This is a genomic window from Chryseobacterium sp. MEBOG06, assembly GCF_021869765.1.
Taxonomy (GTDB): Bacteria; Bacteroidota; Bacteroidia; order Flavobacteriales; family Weeksellaceae; genus Chryseobacterium.
Window position 1 is genome coordinate 4419298 of record NZ_CP084580.1, and the last position, 19653, is coordinate 4438950.

Consider the following 19653-nt stretch of genomic DNA (forward strand, 5'->3'; position numbering starts at 1 on the left):
GAATAACCAATACTTGTTCTCCATTCCGGCTACTATAATAATCAGGCATATTGCTGGAAGCACAAAAAGATGACCTCCTTCCTTATGAAGAGGTCATTATTCTATATTGTTTACGATTGGGATAATCAAAGTAATGCAAAAACCCGGGTCTGGTCCTCTTTATAAATATTCCTTAGGAATTGAAATATTGTTCTTTTTCAAGTGTTCAAGGAGACTTTGATATTTATCTTCATAACCATCTGTTCCACATTTATGCGATATGCTGCAGATATCGGAAGGCTTGATATCTAAAATATTGGAAACTTTCGTAAGTATTTCAATGTTTATTTTCACCTTAGAGTTCTCGATGTCAGAATAAGCCTTCTGTGAAATTCCCATTTCAAAAGCCATATACTCTTGCGTAAAATCTTTACTCCTACGTATTTTCCTGATATTTTGTCCACACACTTTCATCGTTTTTGTTTTAGTAGTTTTCGGTATATTTTAGAAGATTATCTATTAGCCTCTAACAAAGTTAATAAATACCTTTGGCAAAACATTATACACGTTACATGATATTTATTTTCAACCTGTAAAAAGGCCTGAAGTAAGACCTTTTTCTAGAGAAAATATCACTTCGGTAAACACTATTGGAATTTATGGAGACGCAAAAATTTAATTATGACAATAATATTGTCAGAGCATTCCTCTATGCTACTATCGCATTTGGACTTGTCGGATTTCTGCTGGGGCTTACAGCCGCATTGATGCTTTTTTATCCTGAACTGCCTGAATTTTTATTCGGTACAGATGATACGACTATTAAAAGTTTAGCCTCGGGAAATATTCAGGGACTGATCAATACTCAGGGAGCAATGGGCTTTGGAAGGATCAGAATGCTTCACACCAGTGCCGTAATTTTTGCGTTCGTCTGTAATTCCTTTTTCTGTGGTGCTTACTATAGCATGCAAAGACTGTTAAAAACAAGAATGTACAGTGACACGCTTTCATGGATTCATTTCTGGTCATGGCAGATTATGATTGTAAGTGTAGTGATCACATTCCTGATGGGAATCAATACGTCTAAAGAATATGCTGAACACGAATGGCCTATAGATATCTTAATTGCATTCTCATGGATCATTTTCGGGATCAATATGTTTGGAACAATTGCCAAGAGAAGAGTTAGACATTTATATGTTGCGATCTGGTTCTACATCGCTACATGGATTGCAGTGGCAATGCTTCATATCTTCAATAACCTTGAAGTTCCGTTATCTTTCACAAGCTGGAAATCTTATTCTGTATATGCAGGTGTAAAAGATGCATTAGTACAATGGTGGTATGGGCACAATGCAGTAGCATTTGTATTAACTACCCCTGTATTAGGTCTTATGTATTACTTTATGCCAAAAGCGGCACAACGACCGGTATTCTCATACAAATTATCCATTATTCACTTCTGGTCGTTGATCTTTGTATATCTTTGGGCCGGGCCTCACCACCTGCAGTATACAGCATTACCGGCATGGGCTCAGGCAGTAGGAACAGGATTCTCTATTATGCTGATCGCTCCATCTTGGGGAGGTATGCTGAATGGTCTTCTTACTTTAAGAGGAGCATGGGACAAAGTAAGAGAAAATCCTATTCTGAAATTCTTTGTGGTAGCTATTACCTGCTATGGGATGGCCACTTTTGAAGGTCCTTTATTGGCTACAAAATCTTTAAATAAAATTGGACACTATACCGACTGGGTTATTGGCCACGTACACTTAGGAGCGCTTGGGTGGAATGGTTTCATGGCATTCGGGGTTATCTATTATCTGGTTCCGATCATGTGGAGAACACCGCTTTGGTCTAAAAAGTTAGCCAACTGGCACTTCTGGCTGGGAACATTAGGAATTATCTTCTATGCTGTTCCGATGTATATCTCAGGATTCACGCAGGGACTGATGTGGAAACAATTCAACCCGGACGGAACTTTATTATGGAAAAACTGGCTGGATACTGTAACAGCAATCATTCCTTACTTTAAAATGAGATTCGCAGGAGGTATTCTTTATCTGTCAGGAGCAGTCTTAATGGTGATCAACGTCATCAAAACAGTAAAAGCAGGCTCATTCCAGAAAGAAGTTCCAGCAGAAGCCCCTGCACTGGCGAATATCGGCAGTACAAGAAAAGAAGGTGAAGGTGCTCACTTATGGCTGGAAAGAACACCTACCCTGCTTTCAATATTAGCTTTCATTACGATAGCAATAGGCGGACTGGTGGAAATTGTTCCTACCTTATCACTTAAGCAAAGTGTTCCAACCATTACTGCTGTAAAACCATACACTCCGCTGGAGCTTGAAGGAAGAGATTTATATATTCGTGAGGGATGCAACTCATGTCACTCTCAGATGATCAGACCGTTCAGAGATGAGGTGGTACGATTTGAAGGAAAAAACGGGCAGTACTCTAAAGCCGGTGAGTTCATCTACGACAGACCTTTCTTATGGGGATCTAAAAGAACCGGACCGGATCTTCACAGAGAAGGGGGCAGGAATCCGGATTCATGGCACTTTAAACATATGTATAACCCAAGAATTACTTCTGCAGGTTCCATTATGCCACGTTTTCCCTGGTTAATCACCAATAAACTGGACCGTGCTCAGATGGTGGATAAAATGAAACTGATGAAAAATGCATTTGATGTACCGTATACAAAAGCTCAGATTGATTCTGCCAATTTATGGGCAAATAACCAATCGAAAGCGATTGTACAGAGAATCTACTCAGAAGCTGCGGATGTGAAAGACCAGATGGTAAAGGAAAAATCAGCAAAAGGAGCTTCTTATATCCCTCTTGAACAAAGAGAAATTGTAGCGATGATCGCCTATCTTCAAAGATTAGGTACCGACATCAAAACAACTCAGATCCAAACAGCAAGCGTAGAGTAATCATTAAAATTGTATTGTAATGAAAACGAGAACCCCAATTTCAATATATATAGCGACAACGATAGGCTTAACGATTATGGCCTTTGAAATGTTCGCAAGCGATTCCGGCTACTTTTCTTCTCCATTTTTCTGGGCGTTGATTCTGATTGCCATTATTCTTCTTCTCATCATGAACTCCATTGGAGATTTAATTGAGAATGAAAGCTTCAGCCGGTTACCGGAAGAGGAGAAAAAAAAGTACCTGGCAGAAAAAAATATTCCTTATTATCAGAAACTTTGGAACTCTGCTTTCAAAAAACAATCTGTCACTGAAGAAAAAGATATTCTTATCGACCATGGTTTTGACGGAATCACAGAGCTTGACAACTCTCTTCCTAAATGGTGGATCGGCTTGTTCTGGTTCGGTTGCATATTCTGTCTAGTATATTTAACAGCTTTTGCATTTACAGATTATGCTCATCCTGAAGTAGAATATACCAAAAAGGTCAAGACAATGCTGGCTTCTATTGAAGAGTATGAAAAAACAGCCCCTCAGATCAATCTGGAATCAGCCAAATACAGTGCAGATAATATAGCAGAAGGCCAGGAACTTTTCAAAACCAACTGTGTAACCTGCCACGGAGATGGGGGAAAGGGAGGTATTGGACCTAATCTTACCGATACTCATTGGATCAACATCAAAGAAAAAAGTTTGTTTAAAAATGTTTTCTGGATGCTTGAAAACGGCTCCCCAAATAATCCTACGATGAGACCTTTCATTAAAGAAGGAACCATCACAGGAAGAGATGCTGAAAAAATTGCAGCTTATATTTATCATATTAACCAGGAAACTTCTCCAATCACAGTAGCTCAAGGAGGTGCTGCTCCTCAGGGAGAAGAGGTGAAATGGGAAAACGGAAACAATTAAAATTATTATTATCAACTAAACCACGCCATGCCAAGCCCCCTTTACACATACTAACATTTGAATTTTCATTTTTGCTAACTATCCTTTTCAACATTAAAAATGATATAAAGGGGGCTTTTTAACAATAACAATCCTTACCTTGGCTCGTCTTTCTCAACTATTCACTTGACAACTACACACTAAAATTCCATAATAAGACAGCCAAGGCAGGGTTTTTGCATTTGCAAAAAGGTACCACAACAGAGACCAAATAAAAATAGTATTATTATCTTTGTTACAAACCATATCGCATTTGAAACTGAAAATCAACACTACAAAACTATTTAGGCGTATTCTAATAACCTTTATTTCTATATTGGTTCTTCTTACCCTGTTGATCTTAAGCTTAAGACTCCCTGCTGTCCAAAACTTTATCAAAGACAAACTGATTGTTTATCTTGAGAAAAAAATCAAGACTAAAGTAAGTCTGGAAAGAGTCTACATCGGATTCCCCAACAGCCTTGTCATGGAGAACCTTTATCTGAAAGGACAGGATGTAGATACCCTTCTGGCAGTCAAAAAACTGGATGTAGGCCTGCATATGCTGAAACTCATCAATTCTACGGCAGATATTACTTCTGTGGATATGGAAGGAGCCCGGGCTAATGTAGTACGAAAGCCGGACGGCAAATTCAATTTTGATTATATTATTGATGCTTTTGCCAGTAATGATAAAGAAGAGAGTCCCTCCAAACCATTTATTATCTCCCTTGATAAAATTAATTTAAAAGATATTGGAGTCACCTTCAATGACCAACAGTCGAAGAATGATATTAAACTATATTTTAAGTCCTTCGACACCAGAGTCAAAACTTTTGATCTCAATAAAAACAACTATGCTGTCAATGATATTAATCTTGACGGATTGAAATTAAATTTAAAACAGGGGCTTCTAGAGGAGGTTTCTAAAAAAGTTGAGAAAAAAGTGGATTCACTCAATGAAAAAAAACCAATGAACATTGGGTTGAGAGGAATAAAGCTTACCAATTTTGACATTAATTACGGTGATGATAATACTAAAACATTTGCAAAAGTTATATTCAAAGAGCTGAGCACAAAAGTGAACAAGCTTGATCTTGAAAACAATGCCTATAATGTTGCCAATGTATTTCTTTCCGGAGCAGATATAGATGCCAATCTTTATCTCCCGGCTCAAAATGCCAATCCGAAAAAACAAAATGCCCCCGAAGTTTCAAAAGCATCTGAACAGGATAAAGCAATGAAAGTACTTTTAGGGAAACTGGTTCTTAATGATGTAAAAGCAACTTACAACAATACTGCCATTGCTCCTACCAAACAGGGAATGGACTTCAATCACCTTAAATTTTCAAAAATGAATGTAGAGGTAAGAAGTTTTAAAATGGAGAATAATACCTTTGCAGGGACTGTAAATTCTGCAGAAGTTCAGGAAGCAAGAGGCCTCGATATCCAGAAATTCAACACTGATTTTGTCTATGCGGAAAAGGAGGCTTATCTCAAGAGCCTTTATCTTCAGACTCCAAAAACATTACTGCGTGATGAGGTTATTTTAAATTATAACTCCATTGATGAACTTACTTCTAATCTTGGTGCAGTAAAAGTTTCAGCTAATATCAAAGACTCTAAAATCGGTTTTTCTGATATTTTAAATCTTGTTCCTACTTTAAAAAATACAGTTCCTTTTAATAAGTATCCGAACGCAGTCCTTAACGTGAATGCTAATGTAAAAGGAAGCGTGAATGATCTGTTAATTCAGGATCTTAAAGTTTCCGGTCTTGACCAGCTAAGAGTATTGGCATCTGGAAAGATTAAAAATGCAATGAATCCTGATCAGCTCTATTACGATTTGAGAATTGCAGAGTTTTCTTCCAATGCAAAAACCATTTTTAATCTTGTTCCGAAAAATACAATCCCGTCTAACATTTCTCTTCCTTCCAATTTCAGTATCAAAGGAACTGCTAAAGGAACAACAAAAGTAGTGAATGCAGATCTTAACCTCTACTCTACTCTCGGAAATGCAGCAGTAATTGCCAATGTTGATATGCGAAGAAAAAATCATGAACTTTATGATGTAAAAGCTAATCTTCAGGGAATACAGATTGGGAAAATTATTCAGAATAAAGATATTGGTCCGGTTACGGCACAGATTTCAGCTAAAGGAGAAAGTTTTGATTTTAAAAATGCCAATGCCAACTTGAGAGGACACGTTGCTTCTGCCGTTTATAAAGGTTATCGTTATCAAAATATGAATCTGACAGGTAAGATCAATAAAGGAGCTTATCATGTTATTTTAAATTCAAAAGATCCGAATGCAGATTTACAACTGACTGCTTCCGGTATGTATGATGAAAAAAATCCTACCATAAAAGTCAATGGTGAAGTTATCAAACTGGATGTCAATAAGCTTGGTTTCTATGACAAACCTATGATTCTTGCAGGAAAAATTGATGGTGACTTCACAAGCCTTGACCCGAATAATCTGAATGGATATTTAAACCTTAAAGATTTTGCATTTTCTGACACCAAAGAAGTTTATCCTGTACAGGAAATCAATCTGAAAGCATCTTCAACTGCAGATTCTACTCAGATCATTTTCAATTCACAGATTGCTGATGTTGAAATGAAAGGTAAATATAAACTTACTCAAATCTTTGGAGCTTTAACGAAGACTATCAATCAGTATTATCAATTCCAGAAGCCTGACAAAGCGCAAAAAATTGATCCGGGTCAGCACTTCACCCTTACAGCTAAAGTAAAAAATGATGATCTGATCAGAAAGTTTGTTCCGGATCTGAAAAGTTTTGAAACTATCAATTTAACCGGTAACTATGATGCAGATTCCCAAAAAATTGAAATTGACGGACAGATTCCGCAATTACTATATGGTGAAAATACCATTGAAAAAGGAGTATTAAAAGTAACCAATGAAAATCAGGCGCTGCAATACAGTCTGAATGTAGCCGCTTTAAAAAGCTCCAGTTTTTCCTTAAATAAAGTCAATATTGACGGTGATGTAGCCAATAATATCATCAATTATAATATTACCACCAAGGATGAAAAAGATGCTACCCAGTTCCTTATTGCAGGGAATGCAAAATCTTTAAATGATATTACTGAAATATCATTGAATCCTAATGGCTTAAAACTAAACTATGCCGACTGGAATGTTGCCGAAAATAATAAAATCCAGATCAGTAATAAAGGGATTCTGGCTGACAATTTCATTCTGTCTAATGGAGAAAGCGAAATTGCCATTCAATCTGAAAATAACAGCCCTACGAGTCCTTTGAATATTTCGTTGAAAGATTTTAAAATTGAAACTATTACAGAGCTTATCAAAAAAGACACTGTTCTGGCAAGAGGAACAATCAACGGAACCGCTCAGCTGAGAGACGTCATGAAAAAAATGACTTTCACGTCTGATTTAAATGTTTCTAATCTGATTGTCTACGGAAGTCCTGTAGGTAACCTTGCTATAAAAGTAAATAACTCGTCGCCAAACCTGTTAAATGCTGATATCGCTCTTTCCGGAAATAATAATGATGTAAAAATCCTTGGAGATTATAACACTTCTTCCAGCACTTTTGACCTGAATATGGCAATCAACCAGCTTCAGATGAAGAGTATTCAGGGATTCTCTATGAATGCGATTACCAATACGGAAGGATATCTTTCAGGAAATTTAAAAATAACAGGAAATACCACTCAGCCGAATATTGCCGGAAAAGTAAAATTCAATGATGCCGGACTGGAAATAGCCAAAACAGGAAGTGATTTCAGAAAGCTGAATGATGAGATAGATTTTACCACCCGTGGTATAGAATTCAACAAATTTAAAATCAATGATAAAGATGGGAATTCTCTTGTCATAGATGGACAGGTGCTCACCCAGACCTATAGAGATTTTGCATTCAACCTTAATGTGAGTGCCAAAGATTTCAAAGTTGTTAACTCAGAAAAATCAAATGATGCGATGATGTATGGAGTTTTGGCAATTGATGCCGGACTTCGCATCCGTGGGAATCTGGATCTGCCAAAAGTAGACGGACGATTAAGCGTTGCCGACAATACAGATTTCACTTTTGTACTGCCTCAGTCAAGCCCTTCTCTGCAGGAAAGAGATGGCATTGTAGAGTTTATCGATCAGGATCAGGTAGTTCTGAATAAAACGATTAAAACAGATTCTCTGAACAATAAAAGCCGTATCCAGGGCATGGACGTAAGTGTTAATATTGAGGTAAGCAAGGAAGCCAAGCTTTCTATCATTATTGATAAAGTAAACGGCGATTTTGTAAAACTTCAGGGTGATGCTGAGCTTACAGGTGGAATAGATCCTTCAGGAAAAATGACATTAGTAGGTGTATATGAGGTAGAAAAAGGAAGTTATGATCTTTCTGTAAGTTTGCTTAAACGTAAATTTGATATTCAGAAGGGAAGTACGATTACCTGGACCGGAGAACCTACCATGGCTCAGATGGATATTACTGCTGTTTATAAAACGGAAGCTCCGCCTATTGACCTTGTAGAGCAACAGGTAAGTGGTGATGGCAGTGCCTCGTTAATCAATCAGTTTAAACAGAGAATGCCATTCAATACATTATTGAAAATGAAAGGTGAACTATTGAAACCTCTGCTTACTTTTGACATTACTACAGATGAAAAAAATAACTCTGTATCAACTAATGTAAAAGATGTTGTTGATCAAAAGCTCGCCCAGCTCAGAACACAGGAGTCTGAACTGAATAAGCAGGTATTTGCCCTCCTTCTTCTGAACCGCTTCATTGGGGAGAACCCTTTTGAAAGCAGTGCCGGAATGTCTGCCGAAACTATGGCCAGACAGAGTGTAAGTAAAATCCTTTCTCAGCAGTTAAATAATCTTGCCTCCGACCTGATTAAAGGAGTGGATCTGAACTTCGGGCTTGATTCTACTGAAGATTATTCTACCGGACAAAAAAATACAAGAACCGATCTTAATGTAGATATCAGTAAAAAATTATTGAACGACCGACTGAAAGTTACTGTTGGAAGTAATTTTGGACTGGAAGGCGAGGCCCGCCAGAATGAAAGTATGACTAATATTGCCGGTAATGTTTCTGTAGACTACAGCCTTTCCAGGGACGGAAGATATATGCTGCGTGCGTACCGTAAAGATGAATATCAGGTGGCTCTTCAGGGGCAGATCATAGAAACCGGTGTTGGATTTATCATCACGCTGGATTATGACAAATTCCGTGAGATTTTCGAAAAATCTAAAGAGAAGAAACCAAAAAAGAATAAAAACAATCAAGTGGTAGAATTTAAATAATGAGTAAAACATTCCATACATATTGTAAATATCTGTTTGTTTCCGGGCTTACGTCCGTTACGATTTCCTGCAGCAATACGAGATTTTTGAAAGAAGGCCAGATGCTGTACACCGGAGGTAAAATCAATATCGAAAACGATACTATTTCAAAAAAAGAAAAAAAGGATCTTCAGTCTGCACTGGAAGCTAATCTCACTCCAAAACCCAATTCTACATTTTTAGGAATGCGCCCTAAGCTGTATTTTTATAATATAGCCAAAGAACCTAAAAAAGATAAAGGATTTAATTACTGGCTTAAATATAAAATAGGTGAGAAACCTGTATTATTAGGCGATGTAGACCGTGAATTCAATAAAGATATTATTGAGAATTATTCTGAAAACAAGGGGTATTTCAATGCAAGAGCTACTTATGACACCATTTCAAAGAACAAAAAAGCTCAGGTTATTTATACCTTAAGACCTGGTGCCAGATATTTGATTGAGGGAGTAAAGTTTCAGAAAGACTCCACCCTCGTTAATCAGGAAATTCAGAATTTAACACGCAGAACGCTTCTTAAAAATGGAAAGCCATTTGATCTTGATGTCATTAAATCGGAAAGAGAAAGAATAGATAACGGCCTAAAGGAAAGAGGTTTTTATTATTTCCATTCTGACAATATCATTGTACAGGCTGACAGTACGGTAACCAAAAACCATAAAGTTGAACTTAATGTAAAACTGAAAGACAATACTCCGGATCTGGCCACTCAGCAATTCAGTATTGACAAGGTAGTTGTATTTCCTAATTATAATATTCAGGATGTAAAGGACGGGAAATATAATATTCCGATGAATAAAGATTCTCTTTCCAAATATGCTTTTGATGACATTTATGTGATCGATCCACAGCATAAATTCAAACCGAAAATTTTTGACAGGGCATTGTATTTCAAAACAGGGGATCTTTACAACCGTTCCAATCACAACCTTACACTCAACCGGCTTATCAGCCTGGGAGTTTTTAAGTTTGTAAAAAATGAATTTATTACTTCAGATTCTTTAAACCATAAATTTGATGCTTATTATTTATTAACACCAAGGCAAATTCAATCACTGCGTCTGGAAGCTTTAGGAAGGACAAATTCTGCTAACTATGCAGGTAGTGAGCTTAACCTCAACTGGACCCATAGAAATTTCTTCAGGGGTGCAGAACAGTTTAAAGCTGCCATCTTTGGTGCTTTTGATTTCCAGATGGGAGGGGCTGAAAACGCGAATAATATGTTCCGTGCAGGAGCAAATGTACAGCTTTCCATTCCCAGAATTGTGGCTCCGTTCCGGTTTCATTCTTCCAGTGCCTTTGTACCAAGAACCAATATTACATTGGGATATGAGTTTCAGAACAGAACACAATATTATACCCTCAATAATTTCACGGGTTCATTTGGATATGTATGGAAAGAAAATGTGAAGAAAGAACATGAATTGAAAGTGCTTGACATTACTTTAGTTTCTCCCGCTAAGGTCACTGCCCTTTATGATTCAATTTCCTTAAATAATCCTGCCATGCAGAGGATCGTAGCAAAGCAGCTTATTTTTGGTCCAACCTATTCTTATACGTATACCAACACTATGCTGCCAAGAAGAAATACCTTTTATTATAAAGGAACCCTTGATCTTGCAGGAAATATCACAGGACTGATTACCGGTGCTAATGTAAAAAAAGATAAAGAAAAAGATATTTTTGGAATCGCTTTCAGTCAATATGCAAAGATTGAAAATGATGTCAGGTTCTATCATAAATTTACAGAAAAATCTTCCTTGGCAACACGATTTATTGGAGGCTTGGCTTATCCATACGGAAACTCGGAATTTATCCCTTTTTCTAAACAGTTTTTCTCTGGAGGAAGTAACAGTATCAGGGCTTTCCGTGCGAGAACACTAGGTCCGGGAAGTTTTGACCCGAGAACTATAAAGGAGGGAGCTTATTTTGATCAGTCGGGGGATATTAAACTGGAATTAAATGCTGAATACCGGGCTAATCTTTATAAATTTTTAAATGCAGCTGTTTTTGTTGATGCTGGAAATATCTGGCTGATCAATGATGATAAAGACAGACCGGGAGCCAAATTTTCAAAAGATTTTCTAAATGAAATTGCTGTAGGAGCCGGCGTTGGTCTGAGACTGGATTTTTCTATCCTGATTTTGAGACTGGACCTGGCAATGCCACTAAGAGTTCCCTATTATGAAAAAGGGAGCAGATGGGCTTTCGATAAAATCAATTTCGGAGACCCGAGCTGGAGAAAAGATAATCTTGTTTTAAATATTGCCATCGGATATCCTTTTTAATATGATAAAAAATGCAAAATTTTTCTGGGAAGTCTTAAAAGACACATTTACGGAATGGAACAATTCTTCTGCATCAAAAGATTCAGCAAGTCTTGCCTATTATGCCATATTTTCCATCCCGGGACTACTGATCATTATTATCTGGATCCTTGGAAATTTCTTTGGTGAAGAAGCTATCAGAGGGCAGATCAGCACACAGATCAGTGGTATTATGGGACAGGATGTTGCCAAAAGTATTGAAGAAATGCTTGCCGGTGCTTTGATTGACAAAAAGAATATTTTCATGAAAGCAGTGGGTGTTGGTTCATTGGTTTTTGGTTCAACGACTCTGTTCTTTCAGCTTCAACATTCTTTAAACGCGTTATGGGAAGTAGAAGCAGCTCCTAAAAAGGCACTTCTTAAGTTTTTGCTGGACCGGGCGAACTCTTTGGGAATGATCCTTATTCTGGGTTTTCTACTGATGATTACAATGCTCTTATCTTCGTTCATCAGTTTTTTCAATCAAATTATTACCCAATATTTTGGCTTTGAAACTTATATGCTAGTAGAGCTTGTTAATTTTGCTGTAGGCTTTGCCCTTGTTATGCTTTTGTTTGGTTTAATGTTTAAAGTACTGCCAGATCTGGTGATCACCTGGAAGTCGGTATGGAAAGGAGCTTTTCTGACCACTATATTATTTACCCTGGGGAAATTCCTGTTAAGCCTTTATTTTAATCAGATCAAACCTACTTCAGCTTTTGGTGCTGCCGGAACTGTAATTCTGATTATGATGTGGATTAACTATTCCTGTATGCTGATATTCTTTGGTGCCGAATTTACCAAGGTTTATACTTATAAAAAAGGATACAAAGTCACTCTTTCCAAACATGCACAATGGACTACTGCCAAGCTGTATGAGGACAGCCTCAAACAGACTAGTGAAGAGAAGGAATGATCAGGTATCTGTAAATCATTACCAAACTAATACATTTTACATAAATACAAAAAAAACCTCCTGAAAATTCAGGAGGTTCTCTATTTTTACATTCTGTTTACTGTTCCGATTCCCAGAAGCTCTAACGATTTTTTGATCGTCTTGGCGGTCAGGTCTGAAATATTCAAACGGAATTGTTTTACGTTTTCATCTTCATGATTCAGAATTGGATTATTCTGATAGAAAGAATTGTATGCTTTTACAAGGTCATATACATAATTGGCTACTAAAGCAGGGCTTAAAGTCTCTGCAGCTCTTGATACTACCGTTTTAAAGTTCGCCACCTGCATAATCAATTCTTTTTCTGACTGATTTAACTCAATATCAGCAGTTTCTTTGTTTACATTATTTCCTTTAGACAGCAAAGACTGAATACGCGCATAGGTATATTGTATGAACGGCCCTGTATTTCCGTTGAAATCGATACTTTCTGCAGGGTTGAAAAGCATTTTTTTCTTTGGATCCACTTTCAGCATAAAATATTTCAATGCTCCTAATCCTACGGTTTCATAGGATGTTTCCTTATCTTCTTCGGAAAGGTTTTCCAGTTTCCCAAGTTCCTGTGCTTTAGATTTTGCTGTTTCATACATTTCCTGCATCAGATCATCAGCATCAACAACTGTTCCTTCACGGGATTTCATTTTTCCTTCAGGAAGTTCTACCATTCCGTAAGAAAGATGATATAACTGGTCTGCCCACTCATATCCTAGTTTCTTTAAAACTTTAAATAAAACCTGGAAATGATAGTCCTGTTCGTTTCCTACGGTATAGATCAGCTTTTGAATATTATTTTCCTTAAAACGTTCAACAGCAGTTCCCAGATCCTGAGTCATATATACGGATGTACCGTCAGAACGCAACAATAGTTTCTGATCAAGTCCTTCATCTGTAAGATCGCACCAAACAGACCCATCTTCTTTCTGATATAGAACTCCATTATCCAAACCTGCCTGAATAAGGTCTTTTCCTAAAATATAAGTGTTGCTTTCGTACTGAACCTGATCAAAATCTACTCCTAATCTTTTATAGGTTTCATTGAATCCTTTGTATACCCAGGAATTCATTTCTGCCCAAAGCGTTCTTACAGTCTCATCTCCACTTTCCCAGTCTAAAAGCATTTTCTGTGCTTCCTTGATCATAGGCGCTTCTTTTTTAGCCTGCTCCTCTTCTACTCCATGAGCTACAAGGTCTGCAATTTCTTTTTTGTAGTTTTTATCAAACTCCACATAGTAGTTTCCTACAAATTTGTCTCCTTTGGTATGGGTAGTTTCAGGTGTTTCTCCGTTTCCGAATTTCTCCCATGCCAACATTGATTTACAAATATGAATTCCTCTGTCGTTAATAATCTGTGATTTGATCACATCATATCCTGCCTCTTTTAAGATTTGTGCAACAGAGAATCCTAATAAATTATTTCTGATATGCCCTAAGTGTAAAGGTTTATTGGTATTTGGTGAAGAATATTCTACCATTACGGTAGCATTTTTCTTTTCTATAACAGAAAAGTTTTTGCTTACAGATCTGAAGTTATCTACAAAGAATTGATTTTTAACTTTAACGTTAAGGAATCCTTTGACAACATTAAAGCTTTCCAATAGCTCTGTCAGCTCTGTCAAAGCTCCACCTAATTCTACTCCGATAGCTTCAGGATTTTTCTTCAATTGCTTCACCAACGGAAAAGTAACAATTGTAAAGTCACCCTCAAATTCCGTCTTATTTTCCTGAACTTCCAGCTTGATGTCTTTTAACTGAAATACATTTAAAATAACCTCTGAAAGTTTTTCTTCTATAATATCTTTAATATTCATGTTCTTACGTTCAATTTTAATGGCTAAAGACAAAACACTTCTTTATAATGTCCCATCTCAGAATTTTGAAGTACAAATTTAGTGAAATAAAAAAGACCACCCTATACAACAAGATAACAGACCTCCAATTATCCACCTCTAATTTCGACTATTTATTTATTAAAATGACATACTATTTATATTTTATCTATATTCATATCACCAATTAAACATAATTATCATGAAAAATCTAAAAAAAATCACTAAAACTGAACTAAAAAAAATTACTGCTGGAAATGCTCCTTGCTGTGAACCCTGGGGAAACTGCCCTGAAGGTTACAAACAATGCCATGCCTGGGGAGCCTGCCTTCCAAACTCAGTAACTTGTGGAGGATAAAAAAGTAAAAAAAGACCGCATTACTGCGATCTTTTGTGCTACGTGGTACGTATTATAATAATTTACTCTTTTCTAAAAACTAGTATTGCTTCATCATTTCCAGGCACATTATCAAGGTTTTGACTGTTATCATATAACCTAAGTTCAGTATCTGAATATGAATCTATTTCTTTTTTCATAATTTTAGAAACGCCTGCTTCCATATAGCTAAGAGTAAGGGTACTATATAATTTATCAAAACTCCAGCTACCTGTAAAGGAATCAACTTTATTGCAGTTCCCTGATGATTCTACCATATCATATCTTTCATAGAGGCCAGAGAAATTTGCATTAATAAACAATTGTCCTCTGCGTGTACAATCATTTACCATAATATCTTTGCCTCTGAATTCGTACTTATATGGTTTCCAGCTTCCGTTTATCTTTATTTCTTCATTGAATACATCACTATTATCATCACTAGAACATGAAGCAAAACTTAATAAAAAAAGAATTCCTATAAAAAATTTCATATATTATATTTATACTATTAAACAAAAAATTGTCTAAATATCTTATTATTTTTATTAATACTTATCCCAAAATATTTTTGTGGTTACCTTATCTCCTCCAATTTTTGCTGCAGCGGCATTCACATATTTTGCATTTAAAAGATATTCCTGGTCTGAATAGAACATTCTGACAGGAACTCCTTCTACCAATGAGCCCGCAGGATTTACAAATACCGGGAAATCTAACCTTCTAGTAAAGTTCCAAGCTTGAAATCCTTTATTAAACATAGCTATCCAAGACTGTTCTCCTAATGATTTTTTCCAGTTGACAGCGTCATACGGGTTAGCTGCGATATATGCCGTTGCACTAGCATTGTTTACCCCATACTCTTCCATCGAAGCTCTGATTGCTGCAGAATATAAATTGGGGGCTGTATCTCCTACACTAAATCCTCTCTGAGCCGCTTCTGCTCTTAAAAACATGATCTCTGTATAATCCAGTAAATATCCTTGGGCATTTTCTCCGGAAATAGCATCTGTAAAATGGGAAAAATCATTAAATTCATTTTCAGAACCATATTCTCCACCTACAAAAGCTCCTCCAACTTTTGTAAACCAAATATCCCTCCTTGGATCATTTTTAGCATTCATAAAGTTCATCAAAACATCCGAAGGAATAAAGTCGTTACGTCCTGACTGAATTACATCCTGATAAACAGGGTTAGACAAGAGTCCTGACGGGAAAGTCTGCAATCCAAAATTATCTAATTTTTCTGTAAATAGACCTCCATTATAAGCCGCTTCTGCAAAAGTTTTGGCAAGTGCAGGTTCTACATCTGCTAAACTCACTGCTAGTCTAAATTTCAAAGAATTTCCCATTTTTTTCCATTTAGACATATCTCCTTTATAAATCATATCATTGGAATATCCAGGTGTAGAAATATTCATCATGGCAATTGCAGCATCGATTCTTTTGATAAGATCTAAATAAATTGTTTTAGCATCATCATAAGGAATTTCTGCATCGCCAGGATTTTCGGCTGTAGCTTTCAATGCTCCAAAATAAGGAATATCACCAAAAGTATCAACTAAATTGGCCCATGCGTACACATTCACCAATTCTATCATGGCTATATTATTATTCTTTTTAACAGGATCCACTCCTTCGGTGTCCAAAAATCTTCTGGCATCTCTTAATGCAGAAAGAACTCCCGGAGAACTTACCGTAGCCGAAGAAGAAGCCATCATACGACTGTAATGATTTCTCGGAATTGGCCTGGATACCATATTATAATTACTCTCATCTACATACGTAGTTTCTGCCCATTGCTGAGTAAAAAATCTTGTTATGTTACGGTTTACGCTCGCATTTAATGTCTGATTAAGTAAGGCCTGTTCAGCACTTGCAAAAAGTACCCCTGAAGGAACTTCTGTTGGATGTTTTGGATCTTCATTTAAGGAAGTAACATCTCTTTCACACGAGGTAAAAGTTAATGTTAATGAAGCAAAACCTATAATTAAAAATAATTTTTTCATTTTTTAGAATTTTAAAGTTACATCAATACCAATATCACGAGTCGTAGGTAATGATCCTATCGACTGACCTTTAGCAGCCAGACCGTTACCTGTCCCTGTTTCCGGATCTGCATAGGGTAAATTTTTGTGAATAATCCAAAGGTTTCTTCCCACAATTGAAATTTTAGCATCCCGAATACCGGTATTGGCTAAAAGTGACTTTGGTAAGTTATAACCAATACTAGCTTCTCTTAGTTTCACATATGAAGCATCATATACAAATCTCTTATTTGGCATTGCATTGTACCCATCTACACGACCACTTATTCCAGGTTGAGAAGTAGGAGTGGTATTTACATTTCCATTAGGGTTAACACCGGGGTATACAATTCCGTTTACTCTATAGTCAGCAGTTTCTTCATACAGACCTGTTGAAATTCCATATCCCATATCTGGTGAAAATACATCTCCTCCTTTTTTCACATCAATAAGAAAGCTAAATGAGAAATCTTTATAACGGAAACTGTTTCTGATACCTCCTACCCAATCCGGGGTGATATTACCAATAATTTGGTTGTTATTTTTCAAGTATCTTCCGGTAGTTGCATTGATTACTTTTTCTCCATTGGCATCATATACATAATCTGAACCTACCAAAGCTCCAAAAGCTTGTCCAACTCTAGCGTTCAGTGATACGTTATTCTGATAACTTGCTAATAAGTAATTCTGAGAATTTCCGTTTAATGCGATAACTTCATTTTCATTCTTAGACCAGTTAATATTTACGTCCCATGAAAAGTCATTAGTTTTAAAAGGAGCTCCATTTAGTTGTACTTCTACACCTTTATTATCAATCTGACCTGCATTTACCAAAAATGTTCTATATCCTGTAGCAGGAGATACTGGTAAATTGATGATCTGATCAAATGTTCTGGTTTTATAAATTGCGATATCGAACCCTAGTCTGTTTTTGAAAAACTGAGCCTCCATACCAAATTCTGTTTCTTTTGATCTTTGTGGTTTTAGGTTGGGATTAGCTAAGAAATAAGGCTGATCGAACAGACCTTCACCTCTTGCTTTAAATATGTTGACTAATCTGTAATTTGTCGTGGAAGATCCCACCTCAGCATAGTTTGCTCTTATTTTCCAAAAACTCATCCATGGTTGTTTCACAAATTCAGATAATATGATTGCTCCAGTTACAGAAGGATAACCATAGCTGTTGTTACCTTTTGGCAGGTTTGAAGATTTGTCAACACGATAGGTACCATCCACAAACAAGAAATTTTTATATCCAAAAGATGCTGTAGCATATAAACTGGAAGTAAGCCATCTTTCATAATTTTCATCAGGAGGAAGTATTGTTCTTACTGAATTTGAAATGGCAAATAATCCAGGTTTTGATAAACCTCCCTCAGTGCTCATATATATGTTATCAATAAGATTTCTTCTAACATTTCCTCCGGCAATACCACTCACATTCAGATCAGTAGTAATATTAAATTTGTAATTAGCGAATAAATCGAAGTTAAGCTCTGTATTTTTTACATTAGTTCTGGCATATCCCGAGTTTACATTCAGACCTGAAGCACCAAAAGGCTGTGGTAAAGACCCGTTCATTAATCTTTCTTCAATTACCATTTGCAGATCGTCATAAGATAATTTACCTGTGATTCCAAAGTTTTTAGATATATCGTATTTCAACTGAGCATAGCTAAATACTCTTGTTCTGTCATCGGACTGATAGTTCTGATATCTTTGAAAATAAGGGTTATTCCAAAACTGTGGGGTTCCATTTGTTGGTGAAGTTCTGTTCCATGAAAAATTACTGTTCCCATTATTCGCATAAGCACTTCTTAATGCAGCTACATCCACATTTGTTTGCCACCATTGTCTGAATCCTGAAATAATATTATCTGAATACCCTGTTTCATTACGTCCTTTTGTGTCTTGTAAAGTTAAAGTAGTAAAAACTGAAGCATGTAATTTATCTGTAAAATCATGATTAAATTTTGCAGATATGGTATTCTTTCTCAGTTCAGAATTTGGCATTAAGCCATTAGAAAGCATATTGGAATATGAAAGGGACAAATTGGAAGTTTTATTCCCCTTTTCAATAGTAACGGTATTAACGTATGTAACTGGTGTCTCAAAGAACTTTATAGGTCCATTTTTAGCAGCAACCCAAGGTGTAGGTTTTCCATAGTTAGGAGAAGAAGGATCATATGAATCCCATTGGTAGACTAAAAGACTGGGGTCAAATGCAGGTCCATAAGAAGCATCATCCCCAAAGTTGGCATAGTTGTATCCATCAGGAGAAAGCTGACTATTAAATTTGCTGGTATATCCTGCACCATATTTTGATTGATATTTCGGGAAAGTAGATTTGTCAATAAAACCAGCTGTAATTCCTGAAGTCAAAGTTACTCCCCAACTGCCGTCATTATTTCCTCTTCCACTTTTAGTTACAATTAAGATTACCCCATCACTACCTCTCTCACCATATAAAGCAGAGGCAGCTGCACCTTTCAGAACGTTAATGGATTCAATATCTTCCTGATTGATATCAGATAGAAAGTTACCATAATCAAATGAAGCACCTGTAGATATTGATGTGTTATTAACAGGTGAACCATCAATAACAATAAGTGGAGATCCTCCGGATAAAGATTTGTACCCTCTGATTAGAAGGTTTGCTGATCCGCCAAAGTTATTGTTTGTATTTACCTGTAGTCCGGCTACCTTACCTGAAAGAAGTGATGCTACGTTACCGGTATTAGTTGTTCCACCGGTTAATTCTGCTGCTTTTACTTCTTCTGAAGCATAACCCAGAGATTTTTTCTCCCTCTTGATGCCGAGTGCAGTTACTACTACCCCCTCAATTTCTTTTGTTTTAAGAGTGTCGTTCTTTTGCTGAGCCTGAGCAACAGCAATAGAGGAAGACAACACCAAAACAAGAAGACCTGTTGTTAGTTTCTTCATATCAAATTAATTTTTGTGACTGTACAAATTTGT

At 36.5% G+C, this 19653-nt stretch carries 11 protein-coding genes; 6 read left to right on the forward strand and 5 right to left on the reverse strand.

The genetic code is table 11. From position 1 onward, the window contains the following. Window positions 1–159: 159 nt before the first annotated feature. Complete coding sequence (locus LF887_RS20160) at window positions 160–453, reverse strand: helix-turn-helix domain-containing protein (protein ID WP_236856050.1); 294 nt, start codon at window positions 451–453, stop codon at window positions 160–162. A 185-nt stretch (window positions 454–638) separates the two neighbouring features. On the opposite strand from LF887_RS20160, the gene ccoN reads away from it, so the two are divergent. The 5 genes from ccoN to LF887_RS20185 all read left to right on the forward strand — a co-directional run bounded on the left by ccoN (window position 639) and on the right by LF887_RS20185 (window position 12409). Then, window positions 639–2918: a cytochrome-c oxidase, cbb3-type subunit I gene (gene ccoN / locus LF887_RS20165; RefSeq protein ID WP_236856051.1), complete on the forward strand. Its 2280-nt coding sequence runs from the start codon at window positions 639–641 to the stop codon at window positions 2916–2918. Between the two features lie 19 nt (window positions 2919–2937). Further along, the gene (locus tag LF887_RS20170) at window positions 2938–3825 is read left to right on the forward strand and encodes a cbb3-type cytochrome c oxidase N-terminal domain-containing protein (protein WP_236856052.1); all 888 of its coding nucleotides are present in this window, start codon (window positions 2938–2940) and stop codon (window positions 3823–3825) included. Between the two features lie 292 nt (window positions 3826–4117). Beyond that, entirely contained in the window at window positions 4118–9148 is a 5031-nt protein-coding gene (locus LF887_RS20175; RefSeq protein WP_236859533.1) for a translocation/assembly module TamB, read from the forward strand. Further along, on the forward strand, window positions 9148–11475 hold the full coding sequence (locus tag LF887_RS20180; protein WP_236856053.1) for a BamA/TamA family outer membrane protein: 2328 nt from the start codon (window positions 9148–9150) through the stop codon (window positions 11473–11475). Before LF887_RS20175 ends, LF887_RS20180 begins: the two co-directional genes overlap by 1 nt. A 1-nt stretch (window position 11476) precedes the next feature. After that, entirely contained in the window at window positions 11477–12409 is a 933-nt protein-coding gene (locus LF887_RS20185) for a YihY/virulence factor BrkB family protein (RefSeq protein ID WP_236856054.1), read from the forward strand. 86 nt (window positions 12410–12495) lie between these two features. On the opposite strand, the gene argS is transcribed toward LF887_RS20185, so the two are convergent. After that, on the reverse strand, window positions 12496–14256 hold the full coding sequence (argS, locus tag LF887_RS20190) for an arginine--tRNA ligase (protein ID WP_236856055.1): 1761 nt from the start codon (window positions 14254–14256) through the stop codon (window positions 12496–12498). A gap of 220 nt (window positions 14257–14476) precedes the next feature. Between argS and LF887_RS20195 the strand changes: the two genes are divergently transcribed. Then, window positions 14477–14632, forward strand: a complete 156-nt coding sequence (locus tag LF887_RS20195; protein WP_236856056.1) for a bacteriocin-like protein — start codon at window positions 14477–14479, stop codon at window positions 14630–14632. Between the two features lie 62 nt (window positions 14633–14694). Here LF887_RS20195 and LF887_RS20200 read toward each other — a convergent pair whose 3' ends face one another. The 3 genes from LF887_RS20200 to LF887_RS20210 are packed head-to-tail and all read right to left on the reverse strand — an operon-like array spanning window position 14695 to window position 19620. Beyond that, the gene (locus LF887_RS20200) at window positions 14695–15144 is read right to left on the reverse strand and encodes a lipocalin family protein (protein ID WP_236856057.1); all 450 of its coding nucleotides are present in this window, start codon (window positions 15142–15144) and stop codon (window positions 14695–14697) included. Between the two features lie 54 nt (window positions 15145–15198). Beyond that, complete coding sequence (locus LF887_RS20205; protein WP_236856058.1) at window positions 15199–16659, reverse strand: SusD/RagB family nutrient-binding outer membrane lipoprotein; 1461 nt, start codon at window positions 16657–16659, stop codon at window positions 15199–15201. Window positions 16660–16662: 3 nt separating this feature from the next. Next, the gene (locus tag LF887_RS20210) at window positions 16663–19620 is read right to left on the reverse strand and encodes a SusC/RagA family TonB-linked outer membrane protein (protein WP_236856060.1); all 2958 of its coding nucleotides are present in this window, start codon (window positions 19618–19620) and stop codon (window positions 16663–16665) included. Window positions 19621–19653: the final 33 nt, after the last annotated feature.